Genomic DNA, 18,532 nt, shown 5'->3' on the forward strand with positions numbered 1-18,532 from the left:
CGGCGGGACCAGCAGGAGGAGTCGGCTCGTCATGAGCGCCAGCAACACCACCACCATCACGTCGATCGGCGCGCCCAACCGTCGCAACACCGAACTGGCGCTGCTGGTCTTCGCGGTGCTCATCCCGGTCTTCGCCTACGCCAACGTCGGGCTCGCCAAGAACGACTCGGTCCCGGCGGGGCTGCTCAGCTACGGCCTCGGCCTCGGTCTGCTCGCGGGGATCGCGCACCTGCTGGTCCGTAAATTCGCGCCGTACGCCGACCCGCTGATGCTGCCGATCGCCACGCTGCTCAACGGCCTCGGCCTGGTGCTCATCTGGCGGCTCGACCAGGAGCCGTCGCTGGGCAAGGCCATGGCGCCCAACCAGCTCATGTGGTCCACGCTCGGAGTGGCGCTCTTCGTCGGCGTGCTGGTCTTCCTCAAGGACCACCGCATCCTCCAGCGGTACACGTACATCTCGATGATGGTGGCGCTGGCCCTGCTGGTCGCGCCGATCTTCTTCCCCGGGGTGAACGGCGCGAAGATCTGGATCACGCTGCCGGGCATCGGCTCGCTCCAGCCCGGTGAGTTCGCGAAGATCGTCATCACCGTCTTCTTCGCCGGATACCTGATGGTCAAGCGGGACGCGCTGGCGCTGGCCAGCCGCCGCTTCATGGGCCTGTACCTGCCGCGTGGCCGCGACCTCGGCCCGATCCTGGTGATCTGGGGCATCAGCCTGCTGATCCTGGTCTTCGAGACCGACCTCGGCACCTCGCTGCTCTTCTTCGGCCTGTTCGTGATCATGCTGTACGTCGCCACCGAGCGGACCAGCTGGATCGTCTTCGGCCTGCTGCTCAGCGCGGGCGGCGCGGTCGTCGTCTCCTCGATCGAGCCGCACGTCAAGGAGCGCGTCCACAACTGGCTGCACCCCCTGCAACTGGCGTCCAACGGGGGTGTCACCGAGACCGCGCAGACGATGTACGCGTTCGGCTCCGGCGGCATCTTCGGCTCGGGACTCGGCCAGGGCTACTCCCGGCTGATCGGCGGCATCGCGCCGAAGAGCGACTACATCCTCGCCACCGTCGGCGAGGAGCTGGGCCTGGCGGGCCTGATGGCCGTCCTGCTGCTGTACGCCCTGCTGATCGAGCGCGGTGTGCGGACGGCCCTCGCGGCCCGCGACCCGTTCGGCAAGCTGCTGGCGATCGGCCTGTCGGGCGCCTTCGCGCTCCAGGTCTTCGTGGTCGCGGGCGGCGTCACCGGGCTCATCCCGCTGACCGGTATGACCATGCCGTTCCTGGCGCAGGGCGGCTCCTCGGTGATCGCCAACTGGGCGCTGGTCGCGATCCTGCTGCGGATCAGCGACACCGCCCGCCGTCCGGCCCCGAGCCCGGCTCCCTCCCCCGATGCCGAACCGACCCAGGTGGTGCGCACCCAGTGAACAAGCCTCTCCGACGGGTCGCGGTCTTCTGCGGTCTGCTCGTCCTCGCCCTTCTGCTGCGCGTGAACTACGTGCAGTTCGTCCAGGCCGACCAGCTCTCCAACGACGTGCACAACCGCCGGGTCGCCATCAACCAGTACGCCCAGCCGCGCGGCGACATCATCGTCGACGGCGGCAAGGCGATCACCGGTCACACCGAGACCACGGGCAGCGACTTCAAGTTCAAGCGGACCTACGTCGACGGCCCGATGTGGGCGCCGGTCACCGGCCACGCCTCGCAGGCGTTCGGCACCACCTTCCTCGAAGGCGTCGAGGACAAGTTCCTCACCGGCAACGACGACCGGCTGTTCTTCAACCGCACCATCGACCTGCTGACCGGCAAGGAGAAGCAGGGCGGCAACGTCGTCACGACGCTGAACGCCAAGGCGCAGAAGGCCGCGTTCCAGGGCCTGGGGAACAAGAAGGGCGCGGTCGTCGCGCTCGACCCCGGCACCGGCGCGATCCTGGCCATGGCGAGCACCCCGTCGTACGACCCGTCGACCATCGCGGGCAACTCCAAGACCGACGAGAAGAACTGGGTCGCGCTCGACAAGAAGAACGACCCCGACGACCCGACGCAGAACCGCGCGCTGCGCCAGACGTACCCGCCGGGTTCGACGTTCAAGCTGGTGACGGCCGCCGCGGCGCTGGAGAACGGCGCGGTGACCGACATCAACGCGAAGACCGACACCCCGCTGCCCTACATCCTTCCCGGCACCACGACCCCGCTGAAGAACGAGGGCAACATCCCCTGCAAGGAAGCGTCGCTGATCGACGCCCTGCGGGTTTCGTGCAACACCGTCTTCGGCCACCTGGGCGCGGACAAGGTGGGCCTCCAGGCGATGGTCGACGAGGCGGAGAAGTTCGGCTTCAACAAGGAGCAGTTCGTCCCGGTCCGCGCGAACGCCAGCAACTTCGACACCAAGATGACCAAGGACCAGGTCGCGCTCTCCTCCATCGGCCAGTTCGACACCGCGGCCACTCCGCTCCAGATGGCGATGGTCGCCTCGGCCATCGCCAACAACGGCAAGCTGATGAAGCCGTACATGGTCGACAAGCTGGTGGCGCCGAATCTGAGCACCATCTCGCAGACCAACCCGAGCGAGATGTCGCAGCCGCTGTCGCCGGAGAACGCGCAGAAACTCCAGACGATGATGGAGACGGTGGTCAACTCCGGCACCGGCACCAACGCCAAGATCTCCGGCGTCAAGGTCGGCGGCAAGACCGGCACCGCGCAGAACGGCATCAACAACGAGGGCACGCCGTACGCCTGGTTCGTCTCGTACGCGATGACCGACCAGGGGTCGCCGGTCGCCGTCGCGGTCGTCGTCGAGGACGGTGCGGCCAACCACGACGACGTCAGCGGTGGCGGTCTGGCCGCGCCGATCGCCAAGAAGGTCATGGAGGCCGTCCTCAACAAGTGAGGGCCCGCCGCCCGGCAGGCCCGGTCCCCGGCACGGTCCCCGGCCCGGCGTCGAACCCGGTGTCAGGCCCGGTCCCGGCGCCGGAAACGGTCCGGAGACCGCCCCCGGGACCGGCGCACGTACCGGACAGGTACCGGTCGGGTATCGGCGGGCGGGCAGGGCGCGAAGGGACCAGAAACGCCCGGTAGCGTATGCCCGAGCATCCGCAGGGCACGGCATTACCGGTTTTGGGTCAAGAACGGGTTTGAGGAGAGGGCAGAGCTATGGAAGAGCCGCGTCGCCTCGGCGGCCGGTACGAGCTGGGCTCAGTGCTCGGCCGTGGTGGCATGGCCGAGGTGTACCTCGCCCATGACACCCGGCTCGGCCGCACTGTCGCCGTGAAGACGCTGCGGGTGGACCTCGCCCGCGACCCGTCGTTCCAGGCCCGGTTCCGCCGAGAGGCCCAGTCGGCCGCCTCGCTCAACCACCCGTCGATCGTCGCCGTGTACGACACCGGCGAGGACTACGTCGACGGGGTCTCGATCCCGTACATCGTCATGGAGTACGTGGACGGCTCCACCCTGCGTGAGCTGCTGCACTCCGGACGCAAGCTGCTGCCCGAGCGCGCCATGGAGATGACGGTCGGCATCCTCCAGGCCCTGGAGTACAGCCACCGGGCCGGCATCGTGCACCGCGACATCAAGCCCGCCAACGTCATGCTCACCAGGACCGGCCAGGTCAAGGTCATGGACTTCGGCATCGCCCGCGCCATGGGCGACTCCGGTATGACCATGACGCAGACCGCGGCCGTGATCGGCACCGCGCAGTACCTCTCCCCCGAGCAGGCCAAGGGCGAGCAGGTCGACGCCCGCTCCGACCTGTACTCGACCGGCTGCCTGCTCTACGAGCTGCTGACCGTGCGGCCGCCCTTCGTCGGCGACTCCCCGGTCGCGGTGGCCTACCAGCACGTGCGCGAGGAGCCGCAGCCGCCGTCGGTGTACGACCCCGAGGTCACGCCCGCGATGGACGCGATCGTCCTCAAGGCGCTGACCAAGGACCCGAACTACCGCTACCAGTCGGCCGACGAGATGCGCGCCGACATCGAGGCGGCCCTCGACGGGCAGCCGGTGGCCGCCACGGCGGCGATGGGCTCGGTCGGCTACGGGTACGGCTACCCGGACAGCCAGGCCACCACGGCGATGCCGTCGCAGAACGACCAGCACACGTCCATGCTTCCGCCGCTGCGCGAGGAGGACGGCGGTTACGGCTACGACGACCGCCCGGACCGCCGCCGGCAGAAGAAGGGCGGCAACAACACCTCCACGGTGCTGCTGGTCGTCGCGGGCATCCTGGTCCTGGTCGGCGCGATCTTCCTGGGCAAGGCGCTGTTCAGCGGCAGCGGCGCCGCGGACAACGGCACCGTGCCGAATCTGGTCGGCGCGTCCCTCACCGACGCGCAGGCCAAGGCCACCAACGTCGATCTGAAGATCGTCCAGGGTCCGGCCGAGTTCTGCGACAGCATCGACAAGAACCTCGTCTGCAAGCAGACCCCGGCCGCCGACGCCGCGATCCCGGACGACAAGACGGTCACGGTCGTCCTGTCCAAGGGCCAGGCGCCGATCGAGGTCCCGGACGTCAAGAACGACAAGTACGACTCGGCGGCGAGCCAGCTCACCGCCAAGGGCTTCGAGGTCGACCGCAAGAACAAGACGACCACCACGGAAGACCCGGACACCGTCCTCGACCAGACCCCGAAGGCCGGTACGAAGCAGCCCAAGGGCACGACGATCACGCTGACCGTCGCGGTGGCCCCCGAGAAGAAGGCGCCCACCGACGTCAAGGGCGTCCCGTACGACAACGCGGTCGCCCAGCTCAAGGCGCAGGGCTTCACCAACATCACCCGCGCGCCGCAGGACGTCCCCTCGGACACGACCGCCAAGGGCAGCGTCACCGCCCAGACCCCGGACCCGGGCGCGGGCCCGATCGCCCTGGACACCTCGATCGTCCTGACGGTCTCGTCCGGCCCGCCGCAGACGCAGGACCCGCAGAAGCAGATGCCCGGGGATCTGGGTGGCAAGACCGTGGGTCAGGCAAAGGCCGAACTCGACGGGCTCGGCCTGAACCTCCAGGTCTCCGCAGTCGGTCCTGGCGGCAACCCGGTCGGCGACAACGCCATGGTCATCTCGGTCGACCCCGGAGCGGGCGCGCAGCTCTCCGAGGGCCAGCCGGTCAAGCTGATCGCCGTCGGCGGCAACGGCAACGGCGGGGGCGGCTGACCCCCGGCAGTACGTGAAAGGGGGGCGGCCCGCACACCTGGTGTGCGGGCCGCCCCCCTTTCACGTGGGTCGCCGTACGCGCCTACCGCAGCTCGGCCGGCGGGGTGCGGGCCGCGTCGACCTTCTCGGTGCGGACGAGTTCGCCCCAGACGATGTAGCGGTAGCGGGAGGTGTAGACGGGGGTGCAGGTCGTGAGGGTGATGTAGCGGCCCGGCGTGGTCTTGCCGGACTCCTTGGGGACCTGGTCGGTGACGGCGACGTTGTACTTCGAGGTCTGGTCGAGGATCTTGTAGACCTTGTAGACGTACCAGGTGTCCTTCGACTCGAAGACGACCGGGTCGCCGTCGTGGATCTTGTCGATGTTGTGGAACTTGGCGCCGTGGCCGTCGCGGTGGGCGGCGAGGGTGAAGTTGCCGGTCTTGGCGGTCGGCAGCGCGGCGGGGACGGGGTCGGTGTAGTAACCGGCGACGCCCTCGTTGAGGACCTTGGTCGAGGTGCCCTTCTTGACCAGCACCTCGTAGTCCTTGCCCATGGCGGGGACGTGCAGGAAGCCGATGCCGTCCTTGGTGTCGAGGCTCCCCGGTCCCGCGTCGGGCGTCCGGGCCCAGTCCTGCCGGACCTTGTCCGCCGCCTTGTGCTCATGGCGGTCGGCGAGGACGTTCGTCCACCACAGCGAGTAGGCGACGAACAGCGCGAGCACCAGGCCCGCGGTGATGAGGAGTTCGCCGATGACGCTGATGGTGGCCGCGATGGGCCCCCGGCCGCCGCGTTTGGTCGTGGTCACGCCGTTCCGTTCCTCAAGTTCCGCTTGGAGCATGGATCACTCCACCAGCGCGTCGGGCTTGCCCTTGCTGCGCGGCCGTTCCTCGGTCAGCTTTCCCCAGACGATCAACCGGTTGGTGCTGGTGAATTCGGGGGTGCAGGTGGTCAGCGTCAGATAGCGGCCGGGCCCGGTGAAGCCGGAGCCGGTCGGCACCGGCTTGATCACGCTGATGTTGGACGGCGGGGTGGACGCCAGCGAACTGGTGATCTCGTACGTGTAGTAGGTGTCCGCCGTCTCGACCACGACCTTGTCGCCGGGCACCAGGTGGTTGATGTAGCGGAACGGTTCACCGTGGGTGTTGCGGTGGGCGGCGACCGCGAAGTTGCCGGACTTGTCCCACGGCATCGCGGTGTTCAACACGCCGTCGTAGTGGCCGATCATGCCCTTGTCCAGCACACTGTGCTTCGAGACGCCCTGCGCGATGGGCGCCTTGACGTCCAGCTTGGGGATGTACATGATCGCGAAGCCCTGGCCGGGCGAGAAGGTGCCGGGGACCCGGTTCGGGTCGTCCTTCGTGGCGTCCCACTGGTGCTGGAGGTTGTTCGCGGCGCCGCTGGCCTGCTGGTGCGCGCGGACGTTGGTCCACCACAGCTGGTACGTGACGAACAGCAGCATCAGCACGCCGGTGGTGATGAACAGCTCACCGACGATACGGCTGACGACGACCGCCGGGCTCTCCTTGGCGGCCTTCGCGGCCCTGCGGGCCTCGACCCGGCTGAGCGGGACGGCTCCGGCGGGGGCCGCACCGGCCGCGCCGCCGGGCGTACGGCCCCTGGCGCGGTGGCCGCCGTGTCCGGCGCCGCCGCGCTGCTGTGCCTGCGCCGCCTTCCGCCGCGCGGCCCGGCCGCCCTCGCCGTCGGGGCCGAGCGCGGGACCCGGCGCCGGACCGGGCCCGGGACCCGCGGGCTCGGGGGCCGGTTCCGGGGCCGACTCCGTGGTGGGGAAGACGGATTCGAGTACGTCGTCCGCGGGCGGTTCGACGGCCGGCTGCTCGACCGGCCGTACGACGGGCCGCACGACCGTCGCCGTGCCGAGGTCCAGCTCCTCGTCCGCGGTGACGGGCCGGACCGGGGGCGGCGGAGGAGGCGGGGCCGCCTGCGGCGGCTCCTCGGGTACGAACCAGGGCGCGGCCGGCTCGTCGAACACCGGCTCTTCGTAGGCCGGTTCGGGGAAGACCGGCTTCTCGTACGCCGGTTCCGGGAAGACCGGCTCGTCGAACACCGGCTTCTCGTACGCCGGTTCGTCGTAGGTCGGCTCGGAAACCGCGGGGGGTCTTCCGGGGAGAGGGTCGTTCAGGGGGTCGTCGAGCTGCTCGACAACGGCTTTGAACTGCCCGGTGTCCTCATAGGACATCGGGCCGTCCGAGGGGCGCTCCGGGCGGAGCGTGGTCACGCCCCGGCCCTCCCCGCAGGACTCCCCGAACCTCCGGCGCCCCCCGCCGTACCGACCACGGGCGCCAGCCCCTCGGAGCGGCCGACGGCCCCCGGATCACAGCACTCGGCGAGCCAGTTGGCCAGCATCAGATGGCCCCACTCGGTGAGCACCGACTCCGGGTGGAACTGCACGCCCTCGACGGCCGCGTCCCGGTGCCGCAGCCCCATGATCACGCCGGACTCGGTCCACGCGGTGACCCGGAACTCCTCGGGCACGGTGTCGCGTTCGACGGCGAGCGAGTGGTAGCGGGTCGCGGTGAAGGGCGACGGCAGCCCGGCGAAGACGCCGGTCCCGTCGTGCGTCACCAGCGACGTCTTGCCGTGCAGCAGCTCCGGCGCGCGGTCCACGACCCCGCCGTACGCGACGGCCATCGACTGGAGGCCGAGGCACACGCCGAAGACCGGCACCCCGGTGTCCGCGCAGTGCCGCACCATGTCGACGCAGACGCCCGCCTCTTCCGGCGTGCCGGGGCCGGGCGAGAGCAGTACGCCGTCGAAACCGTCCTGCGCGTGCGCGGGCTTGACCTCGTCGTTGCGCCGCACCTCGCACTCGGCGCCGAGTTGGTAGAGGTACTGGACCAGGTTGAAGACGAAGGAGTCGTAGTTGTCCACCACGAGAATGCGTGCGCTCATCGGACAGCGGCCGTCCCCGTCTCGCGTACGACGGCCATCCCGTTGTCGACGGTGACCTCGTTGAACGGCAGCAGCGGCTCCGCCCACGGAAAGATGTACTGGAAGAGGAGGTAGACGACGGCCAGGGCGAGCACGAGCGAGATCAGAGCCCTCACCCACGCGTTACCCGGCAGATGCCGCCAGATCCAGCCGTACATGCGCTGCCTTCCTTCCTCTTCCCCGGAACAGAGTAAAGGGAGATCGGCGTGATAGGGGGCCCGGCTGGACAAAGGCTTCGGCATGCGTTCGCCAATGCTTCGGCCGGGGACGCCCGCCGCTCACGACGCCGGCTCCGCGTAGTGCAGGTCGGTCGAGCCCGAGTAACCGGGCAGCGTCGTCCGCTTCTGCGCGCCGACCTTCCAGCCGAGGCCGTACGCGTTCACGTACTGGAGGTAGTTCTGGATGGCCGGGCTGTCGTTGAGCGCCTTGCGCAGTTTGGCCTGGTCGCCGACGGCGGTGATGCGGTACGGCGGGGAGTAGACGCGGCCCTGGAGGATCAGGGTGTTGCCGACGCAGCGCACCGCGCTGGTGGAGATCAGCCGCTGGTCCATGACGCGGATGCCCTGGGCGCCGCCCTGCCACAGCGCGTTGACCACGGCCTGGAGGTCCTGCTGGTGGATGACCAGGTCGTTGGGCTGCGGGTCGGGGACGCCGGGGACCAGCGCGGTCGCGTTCGGCGGGGCGTCGTTGAGCGTCACGTCGATCGCGGGGCCGGTCAGCTTGCCGGTGCCCGCCGCCTTGTCGAGGGCGTCGAGCCTGGCCCGCTCGGCGGGGCTGACGCCGTCGCCCTGCCGGGTCAGCCGGTCCACGTCCTTGCGCACCCCGGAGAGCTGGTCCTCCAGCTGCTGATTACGGGTGTTCTTGGTACGTACGGTGTCGGACAGCTTCGGCAGCGGGTCGTCGCTGCGGATGTCGACGCCCTTGGCGGTGTTGAAGCTGGTCCAGAAGATCAGTCCGGCGAGCGCGAAGACTCCCGCACTCATGGTCCGCAGCGCTACGGTGCGGTGGGCAGGACGGGAGGAGGGGGTGGGGGATACCCCGTCTGAATCCGTCACCGTACCCTGTCTCCTTATAACCCGAGGAAGCACTACGCTAACGGACGCCCGGAAGCGGTAGTGACCCTTACCAGGCCCAGAACCCGCCCGGCTTACCCCGCACACCCGCGCGGTTACGCAGCGCATCGACAGGAGCGTCCCTCGTGCCGAAGTCACGGATCCGCAAGAAGGCCGATTTCACGCCGCCACCGGCGAAGACGGCCACCGCCATAAAGTTCAACACCAACCGCAACTGGGTCGCGCCGCTCATGCTGGCGTTCTTCATCGTCGGTCTGGCGTGGATCGTGCTGTTCTACGTGACGCAGGGCAGTCTGCCCGTCGAAGCGTTCGGCAACTGGAACATCGTGGTCGGTTTCGGCTTCATCGCGGGTGGGTTCGTCGTGTCCACCCAGTGGAAGTAGCCGTCCCCAGCGGGGTGCCGGGGGCCGCGTCGGCGTGCTGCCGGACGTTTGTCCACACGGTTATCCACAGTGGGGAAAAGGTCGGAAGATCTGTGGATAACCTCTACGAGGTTGACGCCGGTACGACCGGTGGCCAGGACGTCGGCCACCGGTCTTTCGCTGATCTTGGGCTTGTGCGGGCGTGAAACACGGCCTTCCGACGACTTGTGCACAACTTGCGAAGACCCGCCTACACGCTGTGGATAACGTGTGATCAACGCCAATGGACACGGGTCCACGGCCGCGAATCCGTCCCTCAGGACGTGACCTGTGCCACAGCGATCACGCTGAGCGCGATCGAGACCACCAGGACCGCCGCCGTGGTCCCCCACTGCACCAGATCGCGGCGCTCACGCGGCGCGTAGGCCATCCCTATGGCGATCGCGGTGCCCGCCACCAGTCCGCCGATGTGGCCCTGCCAGCTCACGTCGGCCCAGGTGAAGGTGAACACGATGTTGAGCGCCAGCAGGATCAGCACCGGCCGCATGTCGTAGCGCATCCGCCGCATGAACACGGCCGTCGCGCCGAACAGACCGTAGACCGCGCCCGAGGCGCCCAGGGTGAGCGACGACGGGGCGAGCAGCAGCACCAGCGCGCTGCCGCCGAGCGCGGCGACCAGGTAGAGCGCGAGATAGCGGGCCCGGCCGAGCATCCGCTCCAGCGGGGCGCCGATCCACCACAGCGACAGCATGTTGAAGCCGATGTGCAGGACCGCCTGGTGCAGGAACGCCGAGGTGATGAGGCGGTACCACTGGTCGGGGCCCTGGGCGACGCCGATGCAGCCGTGCTGTCCGAACGGGTCGTTGCCGCAGACCGCGTACAGCCCGAGGTCGTAGACCAGCCGGTCGCCGACCGCCTGGACCAGCAGGAACACCGCGATGTTCAGGCCGATGAGGATCTTGGTGATCAGGAACGGGTCGGCCGCGACCGTGCCGCCGGCGACCGTACGCGGCGCCGCCGTGTGCCGGCTGGACTCGTTGACGCAGTCCGGGCACTGGAAGCCGACCGACGCGTTGACCATGCACTCGGGGCAGATCGGCCGGTCGCACCGGGTGCAGCGAATACCGGTCTCCCGGTCCGGGTGCCGGTAGCAGCAGACCGCCTGGTCCATGAGCCTTCTCCCTGAATGAAGCGCCTCGCGATGCGGCGCGGAGGCGCTGAGACGCCCCGCCCACTCCTACGTGCGGGCGGGGCGCGATGTTCCCGAAGACGTTCCCCTGAGACGTTCCCCGAAGGTGCTTCCGAAGGGTACGGGATACGGGCCGCGGGGCGGCGGGCCGCGTCAGCGCTTCTCGATCACGACTGTCTCGATGATGACGTCGTCCAGCGGCCGGTCGGTGCGCGGGTTGGTCGGCGCGCCGATGATCGACCCGACGACCTTCTTGCTGGCCTCGTCCGCGACCTCGCCGAAGATGGTGTGCTTACGGGTCAGCCAGGTGGTCGGCGCGACCGTGATGAAGAACTGCGAGCCGTTGGTGGCCGGGCCCGAGTTGGCCATCGCCAGCAGATAGGGCTTGTCGAAGGCCAGGTCGGGGTGGAATTCGTCGGCGAACTCGTAGCCGGGACCACCGGTGCCGTTCCCCAGCGGATCGCCGCCCTGCATCATGAAGCCGGAAATGACGCGGTGGAAGACGGTGCCGTCGTAGAGCTTGGCCGTGGAAGGCCGGCCGGTACGGGGGTCGGTCCACTCGCGGGTGCCCTCGGCGAGCCCGACGAAGTTGTCCACCGTCTTGGGCGCGTGGTTCGGCAGCAGCCGGATCACGATGTCGCCGTGGTTGGTCCTCAGGGTGGCGTAGAGCTGCTCGGCCACGGTCTACCTTCCATAGTCTTCGCTGACAGGGACAAATCCTTTCACGGACGCGGTGGCGCGCGCGGGGTTCCCCGAGGGTCCGTGGCAAGGGAGCCGGCGGCGCGCCCCGAAGGCCCTCCCGGACACCGGGACGGACCGCTCGGAACGGGTACCTGACCCGTATGCGCGTCCACACATGCCGGACCCGCCATCGACAGGCATGATTTCAAACTGGGTGGAAAGGCGAAAACCGTACGCCACCGAGGAGGAGGATCCCGTGACCCGCATCGACAGCGTGCGCCACGCAGCCGACGTGACCAAGGACAGCGTGCGGCATGCCGCGGAGGTGGCGGCGCCGTACGCGAGCACGGCTAAGGACAACGCCGCGTACTACGCGCAGCAGGCCGGCGCACTGGCCAGGCAGCAGTACGACGCCCATCTCGCCGACCGGGTCGACCAGGCCCGCGAACAGGCGAAGTCGGCCGTGCCGCCGAAGGCCGCCGACGCGCTCGGCACCGCCGCCAAGCGGACCCGCCGCGGCGCGCGGGCCGCCGCCGACTACACCGCGCCGAAGGTGCGGGCGGCGGCCGACTACACCGCGCCCAAGGTGGAGTCCGCCGTGACCGCGACCCGCTCGGTCGCCGGTCCGGCCAAGGACGAGGCGGTGCTGCGCGGTGCCGCCGCGCTGCACGCCCTGCGCGGCCAGGTGACCGCGGCCGAGATCGACGGGCTGGTCCGCAGGCGGGTGCGCCGCGAGCGCACCGGCCGGGTCTTCCGCGGGCTCGTCGTCGCCGGTCTCGTCGGCGGTGCGGCCTTCGCCGCCTGGAAGTGGTGGTCGAAGCAGACCAACCCGGACTGGCTGGTGGAGCCGCCCGAGGCGACCGACGTCGCCGACCGCGGTCCCGTGAACAGCAGCGGCACCCTCACCGTCGTCGAGCCGGTCGGCCACCCCAACGGGTCCTCGCCGAACGGCACGATCGACCAGGTCGACGGCTCCCTCGAGGCCGATGGCCTCGACCCCGAGGTCGAGGCCAAGCAGGCCGACGCCGACCGCCCCGACGACGAGGGCCGGGGCGGCACCTACCCCTAACCGCCGACGAGGGACGAATCGCGCGATCAGCCGTGACGTGTGTGGCACGTCACGGCTGATCGCGCCGTGGCGCGGGTGAGAACCGTCCCCAGCGGGGCGGTTGCTGTCGTTTTCGGGCTCAAAGCCCGGCGGGGGCTGAGCGCGCCGTTCCCCGCGCCCCTTCGGGGCTTGTACCCACTGTGCGCACAAGTGCGCCGTCGTCAGACGGCAGGGGCGGGTTGGGGGGCCTGCTCCGCGGGGGCTTCGGGGACGTCGAGCACGGCGGGGACCCCGCGGAGGGCGAACAGGGCGGCGACGGCACCGGCCAGCATCAGCGCGGCGGCGAGGTAGAGGGTGCCGTGCAACCCGTCGGTGAAGGCCGACTTGGCGGCGGCGACGACCTGCCGCCCGGTGGCGCCGGGCAGGGCGGCGCCGGTCTCGACGCCGGAGGTGACGGATTCGCGCGCGGTGGCGGCCCGGTCGGGGGAGAGCCCGGCGGGCAGGGTGAGGCCGTTGCGGTAGAAGGCGCTGAGGACCGACCCGAGGATGGCGATTCCGAGGGCGCCGCCGAGCTCCATGGCGGTCTCGGAAATGGCGGCGGCCGTACCGGTCTTGGTCCTGGGCACGCTGGCCAGCAGGGTGTCGGCAGTGACCGAGAAGACGAAGATCAGTCCTGCGCCGTTGACGACGAGCGCCGGAAGCAGCAGCCAGTAGCTGGTGTCGGCGCTGATCAGCCCGAACGCGGCGGTGCTCAGCGCCATGAGCAGCAGGCCGAACGAGACGGTACGGGCCCGGCCGATCCTCGGGATCAGCAGCGCGGACAGCGGCGCGGCGAAGGCGGCGGACAGCGGTCCCGGCAGCAGCGCGAGCCCCGCGGTCAGCGGCGACCAGCCGCGTACCACCTGGAAGTACAGGGAGAAGCCGAGGGACAGGGTGGTGGCGGTGAACAGCGTCACGACGTTGGAGCCGACGGCCCCCGCGAAGGCGGGGTTGCGGAAGAACCTCAGGTCGAGCAGCGGTTCGGCGAGGGTGGTCTGGCGGCGCAGGAAGAGGACGAGGGCGGCGAGGCCGACGGCCGCCGAGATCCAGACGGCGTGGTCGTCGACGCCGTCGCGTGCGGCGGCCTTGATCGCGTAGATCACGCCGAAGAGCCCGGCGATCGACAGCGGCACGCTCGGCCAGTCCAGCCGTCCCGGGTGCGGATTGCGGGACTCGGGGAGCAGGACGGCGCCCGCGACGAGGACGGCGGCCATCACGGGGACGTTGATCAGGAAGACCGAGCCCCACCAGAAGTGGTCGAGCAGCACGCCGCCGACGACCGGGCCGAGCGCGAAGCTGGCCGCGCCGATGCCGCTGCTGATGCCGATCGCGGTGGTCCGCTCCTTGGGGTCGTCGAAGACGCTGCGGACCAGCGACAGGGTCGACGGCATGATCGTGGCCCCGGCCAGGCCGAGCAGCGCGCGGGACGCGATCAGCATGCCGGGGCCGTCGGCGTAGGCGGTGAGCGCGGAGGCGGCGCCGAAGCCCGCGACGCCCAGCAGCAGGAGCTTCTTGCGGCCGATCCGGTCGCCGACGTTGCCCGCCACGATCAGCAGCCCGCCGAGGACGAAGCCGTAGATGTCCACGATCCACAGGAGCTGTGTGGAGGACGGGCCCAGCTCGCGGGACAGGGACGGGATCGCGTAGTTGAGGACGCTGTTGTCGATGCCCAGCAGCGCGGCGGCCACGCAGCAGATGGCCAGGACGGCCCAGCGCCGCCGGTGCGCCTGTTCGGCGGCGCTCCCGCCGCCCCTCACGTCGTCGTTCGGTGTCGTCGTCATGGCAAGCAGCGTGCGGCGGCCCGCTGACGGCCGGCGCACCGTGGGCTGACAGGGCCGGGGCGCGATCCGGTCAGCGGGCGGTCGGGGCTGGGCCGGGGCGCGGGTCCCAGGACGGGAGCCGCACGCGGCAGGCGGTCGGAGAGCGTCAGGGGCGCGGGTCTCGGGCCCGGTCTCGCCCACGCGGCGGCCGGTTCGCCGTCCGCTCAGTCCGCCGTGAGGTACGCCGTCAGGACGGCGAGTGCCGCGTCGCGGTCGAGGGCAGCGGCCCGCGCGCGCTCGCGCTCGTACGCCTCGTCGCCCAGCGCGGCGCGTACGGCGGCGACGGTCGCGGCGGCGTCCGGCCCGGTGGGCGGCCGGCCGCGCAGGGCCTCGGCGGCGCCGAGGAGGGCGGCGGCCCGTGGCGCGTCGCCGTTGAGCAGGGCGAGGCCCGCGGTGGCCTCCGCGGCGACGGCGCCGTTGAGCGGGAGCCGCATGGCGACGCTGTCGAGGGTGACCGCCTCGCGGAAGTGGCCGCGGGCCAGGTCCGGGTCGCGGTCGGCGACGGCGACCCGGCCGAGGGCGACGAGGACGGCGGAACGGGTGCCGTTGCTGGAGAACCAGCCGACCGGGCACTCGGCCAGCGCCTGCTCGTACAGCGCGCGGGCGCCGTCGCCGTCGCCGCGCAGCCGGACGGACTCGGCCAGCGCCAGGTGGGCGAGTGCCAGGCACTCGGGGGTGCCCGCCCGGCGGGACAGCTCCACGGCCCGCTCGCTGTACGCGGCGGCGGTCGCGTAGTCGCCCCCCTTGGTGCTGTGCGCGGCGCGGATGCAGAGCAGCTCCGCCATGTCGAGCGCCGAGTCCAGCTCCTCGGCGAGCAGCAGCGCGTCCTCGAGGAGGGAGTCGGCGAGCGCGAGTTCACCGCGGTGGTCGGCGAGGTCGGCCAGCACGTTGAGGGTGGTGATCATGCCCCACCGGTCGCCGAGGCGGCGGAACTCCTCGTAGGAGGCGGTGCAGTGGATCCGCGCGGCGACCGGGTCGGCGCGCGTCAGCCAGGACTGGAATCCGCTGCCGAGCAGGATCAGCGCGCGGTACCAGGGGTGGTCCCGCTCGGTGAGGAACTCGTCGAAGACCGCTTCCAGGACGTCGATGCCCTCGTCGGGGACCCCGGCGAAGGGCGCCCACAGCAAGGTGAGCACGGGGTAGCGGCGGGACAGCCGGTGCATCGCCTCGACCACCCGGGTCGCCGCCGCGACATGGTCGGCGAACTCCTCGGGGTCGGGCAGCATCCCGACCACCGCCATCACGCACAGCGCGTACTCCTCCTCCATCCCCTCCGGCGGATTCGGGCCGAGGGCGGCGAGGACCTGGCGGGCGGGTCCGAAGCCCTCGTAGCGCACGCCGCGCAGCAGCCAGTACGAGGACAGGGCCGCGATCAGCCGCATCGCGGTACGCACCTCGCCCGCCTCCAGGCTGCGGTGCAGCGCGGCCTGGAGGTTGTCGCGCTCGTCGCCGAGCAGCCGCAGCCACTCCAGTTGCTCGGCGCGGCGCAGGTGCGGGTCGGCGGTGAGCGCGAAGTCCAGGAAGTACGCGGCATGCGCGCGCACCGTCGCCTCGCGCTCCCCCGCCTCCGTCAGCCGCTCGGCGCCGTACGCCCTGATCGACTCCAGCGCGCGGTAGCGAATCCGGCCCGCGCCGTCCGGCTGCTCGGCCACCACCAGGGACTTGTCGACCAGCGCGTCCAGCAGGTCCAGCACGTCCTCGGCGAGGATTCGCGCGCCGTCCGCGCACACCGCCTCCGCGGCGGCGGGCGTCCAGCCGCCCGCGAAGACCGAGACACGGCGGAGCACGGCCCGCTCGTCGTCGGGCAGCAGGTCCCAGCTCCAGTCGACGACCCCGCGCAGGGTGCGCTGGCGCGGCTGGGCGGTGCGGCTGCCGCGCGACAGCAGCCGGAAGAGCGCGTCGGGCCGTACGCCCAGGCTGTACGGGGCGTCGTCGTCGGGCAGCGCGCCGAGCCGGTCGGCGATGTCGGTCACCGACAGCGAACGCAGCCGGGCCGCGGCCAGTTCGATGGCGAGCGGCAGCCCGTCGAGCGCGGTGCACAGCCGCAGGACGGCGTCCACGGTGGCCGGGTCCGCGGTCGCGTCGAGGTCGAGGTCGGGGCGTACGGCGGCGGCCCGCTCGGTGAACAGCCGCACGGCGGGGGAGCGCAGCGCCTGCTCGCGGTCGGTGCCGGGCCGGGGCACGTCGAGCGTGGGCACCGGGCACAGCGTCTCGCCGTTGATGCCGAGGGCTTCCCTGCTGGTGGCGAGCAGCCGCAGCAGCGGTGACCCGGCGAGCAGCCGCTCGGCCAGCCGGGCCGCGTCCTCCACCACGTGCTCGCAGTTGTCGAGGACCAGCAGCAGCGGGCGGCCGTCCAGGGCGGCGGTGATACGCGCGACGGGGTCGTGCGGGCCGGGGTCGTGCCCCTGGCCGCCGGACGCGGCCGATCCGGCCGCCAGCAGCCCGCCGGCCCGCAGGCCGAGCGCGCCGAGGACGGCCTGCGGGAGTTCCGCGCCGTCGCTGAGTCCGGCCAGCGGCACGAAACAGGCGTCGTGCGCGTACCGCCCCGCGGCCTCGACCGCCAGGCGCGTCTTGCCCGCGCCGCCGGGGCCGGTGAGTGTGACGAGCCGCTGGCGCGCCAACTGCTCACCGATCCGCTCCAGTTCGGCGGACCGGCCGACGAAGCTGGTGAGCTGGGCGGGGAGTTCGTGCCGGGGCGAGGCCGGGGCGGGCGCGCCGTCCCCTGAGCCTCCCGCGCCTTCCGTCGATGTTCCACGTGGAACATGTCCGTCGGCGCCCACCCTGTCCGCCGTGTCTGTTTCACGTGGAACATCCTGCGGCGCGTCCTGTGGAACATCCCGCCGGGCGGCCCGCGACGCGTCCCGTGGGGCCTCGCGTGAGATGTCCCGTGGAAGCAGCGCGGGGTCGCCGCGCAGCACCGCGAGGTGGACGGCGGCCAGTTCGGGTCCGGGGTCGGCGCCGAGGGAGTCGGCCAGTTCACGCCGGGCCTCCTCGTACGCCTCCAGCGCCTCGCTCTGCCGTCCGCTGCCGTACAGCGCGCGCATCAACTGGCCGCGCGGGCGCTCCCGCAGCGGGTGCGCGGTGACGAGTTCGCCGAGTTCGGCGACCAGGGAGCGGTGGCGGCCGAGGGCGAGGTCGGCGTCGACTCGGTCCTCGACGGCGCCGGCCCGCAGCTCTTCGAGCCGGGTGATCTGCGCGGCGGCGAAGGGCGCGGCGCCGACGTCGGCGAGTGCGGGGCCGCGCCACAACGCGAGGGCGGTGCGCAGCAGTCGCTCGGCCAGGACCGGGTCGCCCGCGGCCAGGGCGGCGCGGCCCTCGGCGCTCAGCCGCCGGAAGCGGTGGGCGTCCACCTCGTCCGGTGCGACGGCGAGCCGGTAGCCCGCGGGGAGCCCTTCGAGCGGCACCGGCAGCACCTGGCGCAGCCGGGAGATCTGGGACTGCACGGCGTTCCCCGCGCCCGCGGGCGGCTCGTCGCCGTAGAGGCCGTCGATCAGCCGCTCGGCGGGCACCGCCCGGCCCGCGTCGAGCAGCAGCAGGGCGAGCACCGCGCGCCGCCGGGGGCCGCCCAGCGCGACCTCGGCGCCGTCCGCGCCCACCACCCGCGTCGCGCCCAGGATGCCGAACATCACGCCCCCGTTCTCCGCCCGGGAGCGCGGGCCGACGCCGCCCGTGGCTCCCCGGGCACCGTCAGCAGGTCTCCGTGTCCCCCGCCTCGCCCAGGCACTCCGGCACGGCGGCCGGGGCGTCGGTCACGCAGCTCAACGCCGCGTCCGTCGCCGTCCCGTCCACGCCGTGTCCCGACGCGGCGAGCTGGAGCAGATCGTAGAGGGTGTCGCGCTGGCCGGTGTCGAGCGCGCAGAGGACTTCGTCCTCGACGCGGGCGAGCGCGAATTCGGCCTTGGCCAGCCGCTTGCCGCCCTCGTCGGTGAGCTGCACCAGGTGGCGCCTGCGGTCCTCGGGCGAGCGGAGCCGTTCGATCAGGCCGTCCGCCTCCAGATCGTTGAGCAGGCCGACGACATTGGCGCGGTCCATCATCAGCGTCGTGGAGAGCGCCTGCTGGGTGCTGCCGTGCTGGTCACGCAGGACGGTGAGGGCCACCAGGTGCCGTGGGCGCAGGCCGAGCGGGGTCAGCACGGACTCGGCGTGCAGTCGCATCCGGCGCGTCAGCTGTTCGAGCAGCGCGCCTGAACGTCGCGGGGGCTGGTTGAGCACGGGCAGTGAGGCCACTTCCTCAGTCTATCGGGCGGCGTGGAATCA

At 71.4% G+C, this 18,532-nt stretch carries 15 protein-coding genes; 5 read left to right on the plus strand and 10 right to left on the minus strand.

All coding sequences use genetic code 11. The features are described from left to right. The first annotated feature begins 31 nt into the window (after positions 1-31). From ACIO6U_RS11530 to pknB, 3 genes are all read left to right on the plus strand, one after another. Positions 32-1,417 carry an FtsW/RodA/SpoVE family cell cycle protein gene (locus ACIO6U_RS11530; RefSeq protein ID WP_355336702.1) on the plus strand — a complete coding sequence of 462 codons (1,386 nt, stop codon included), beginning with the start codon at positions 32-34 and terminating at the stop codon, positions 1,415-1,417. Beyond that, positions 1,414-2,880: a penicillin-binding protein 2 gene (locus ACIO6U_RS11535; protein ID WP_355336701.1), complete on the plus strand. Its 1,467-nt coding sequence runs from the start codon at positions 1,414-1,416 to the stop codon at positions 2,878-2,880. Before ACIO6U_RS11530 ends, ACIO6U_RS11535 begins: the two co-directional genes overlap by 4 nt. Positions 2,881-3,143: 263 nt before the next feature. Continuing rightward, the gene (pknB, locus tag ACIO6U_RS11540; RefSeq protein WP_391158751.1) at positions 3,144-5,135 is read left to right on the plus strand and encodes a Stk1 family PASTA domain-containing Ser/Thr kinase; all 1,992 of its coding nucleotides are present in this window, start codon (positions 3,144-3,146) and stop codon (positions 5,133-5,135) included. Positions 5,136-5,217: 82 nt separating this feature from the next. Here the strand turns inward: pknB and ACIO6U_RS11545 are convergent, their stop codons facing one another. The 5 genes from ACIO6U_RS11545 to ACIO6U_RS11565 form a co-directional block, all read right to left on the minus strand. Further along, entirely contained in the window at positions 5,218-5,919 is a 702-nt protein-coding gene (locus tag ACIO6U_RS11545; RefSeq protein WP_391041969.1) for a class E sortase, read from the minus strand. Between the two features lie 36 nt (positions 5,920-5,955). Beyond that, positions 5,956-7,350, minus strand: coding sequence for a class E sortase (locus ACIO6U_RS11550; protein WP_401717808.1), 1,395 nt, complete (start codon positions 7,348-7,350; stop codon positions 5,956-5,958). Then, positions 7,347-8,024 (minus strand): aminodeoxychorismate/anthranilate synthase component II, encoded by a 678-nt coding sequence (locus tag ACIO6U_RS11555; RefSeq protein WP_401717811.1) that lies wholly within the window; start codon positions 8,022-8,024, stop codon positions 7,347-7,349. The genes ACIO6U_RS11550 and ACIO6U_RS11555 overlap by 4 nt, the downstream gene beginning before the upstream one ends. Then, positions 8,021-8,221 (minus strand): hypothetical protein, encoded by a 201-nt coding sequence (locus ACIO6U_RS11560; RefSeq protein ID WP_355336696.1) that lies wholly within the window; start codon positions 8,219-8,221, stop codon positions 8,021-8,023. The genes ACIO6U_RS11555 and ACIO6U_RS11560 overlap by 4 nt, the downstream gene beginning before the upstream one ends. A 120-nt stretch (positions 8,222-8,341) precedes the next feature. Beyond that, on the minus strand, positions 8,342-9,046 hold the full coding sequence (locus ACIO6U_RS11565) for a DUF881 domain-containing protein (RefSeq protein WP_355336695.1): 705 nt from the start codon (positions 9,044-9,046) through the stop codon (positions 8,342-8,344). 215 nt (positions 9,047-9,261) lie between these two features. On the opposite strand from ACIO6U_RS11565, the gene crgA reads away from it, so the two are divergent. Further along, positions 9,262-9,519 (plus strand): cell division protein CrgA, encoded by a 258-nt coding sequence (gene crgA / locus ACIO6U_RS11570; protein ID WP_188281586.1) that lies wholly within the window; start codon positions 9,262-9,264, stop codon positions 9,517-9,519. A gap of 295 nt (positions 9,520-9,814) precedes the next feature. Here the strand turns inward: crgA and ACIO6U_RS11575 are convergent, their stop codons facing one another. Further along, positions 9,815-10,669, minus strand: coding sequence for a rhomboid family intramembrane serine protease (locus tag ACIO6U_RS11575; RefSeq protein WP_401717815.1), 855 nt, complete (start codon positions 10,667-10,669; stop codon positions 9,815-9,817). A 171-nt stretch (positions 10,670-10,840) separates the two neighbouring features. Further along, positions 10,841-11,368, minus strand: a complete 528-nt coding sequence (locus tag ACIO6U_RS11580) for a peptidylprolyl isomerase (RefSeq protein WP_355336693.1) — start codon at positions 11,366-11,368, stop codon at positions 10,841-10,843. A gap of 256 nt (positions 11,369-11,624) precedes the next feature. On the opposite strand from ACIO6U_RS11580, the gene ACIO6U_RS11585 reads away from it, so the two are divergent. Next, positions 11,625-12,437, plus strand: coding sequence for a DUF5324 family protein (locus ACIO6U_RS11585; protein ID WP_355336692.1), 813 nt, complete (start codon positions 11,625-11,627; stop codon positions 12,435-12,437). Positions 12,438-12,637: 200 nt separating this feature from the next. On the opposite strand, the gene ACIO6U_RS11590 is transcribed toward ACIO6U_RS11585, so the two are convergent. The 3 genes from ACIO6U_RS11590 to ACIO6U_RS11600 all read right to left on the minus strand — a co-directional run bounded on the left by ACIO6U_RS11590 (position 12,638) and on the right by ACIO6U_RS11600 (position 18,502). After that, positions 12,638-14,236, minus strand: a complete 1,599-nt coding sequence (locus ACIO6U_RS11590; protein WP_401717817.1) for an MFS transporter — start codon at positions 14,234-14,236, stop codon at positions 12,638-12,640. 203 nt (positions 14,237-14,439) lie between these two features. Then, positions 14,440-17,901 (minus strand): AfsR/SARP family transcriptional regulator, encoded by a 3,462-nt coding sequence (locus tag ACIO6U_RS11595; protein WP_401717820.1) that lies wholly within the window; start codon positions 17,899-17,901, stop codon positions 14,440-14,442. A 61-nt stretch (positions 17,902-17,962) separates the two neighbouring features. Beyond that, positions 17,963-18,502: a MarR family transcriptional regulator gene (locus ACIO6U_RS11600; protein WP_391041982.1), complete on the minus strand. Its 540-nt coding sequence runs from the start codon at positions 18,500-18,502 to the stop codon at positions 17,963-17,965. Between the last annotated feature and the right edge of the window lie 30 nt (positions 18,503-18,532).

The sequence above is a fragment of the Streptomyces sp. NPDC087422 genome (genome assembly GCF_044744145.1).
GTDB lineage: Bacteria > Actinomycetota > Actinomycetes > Streptomycetales > Streptomycetaceae > Actinacidiphila.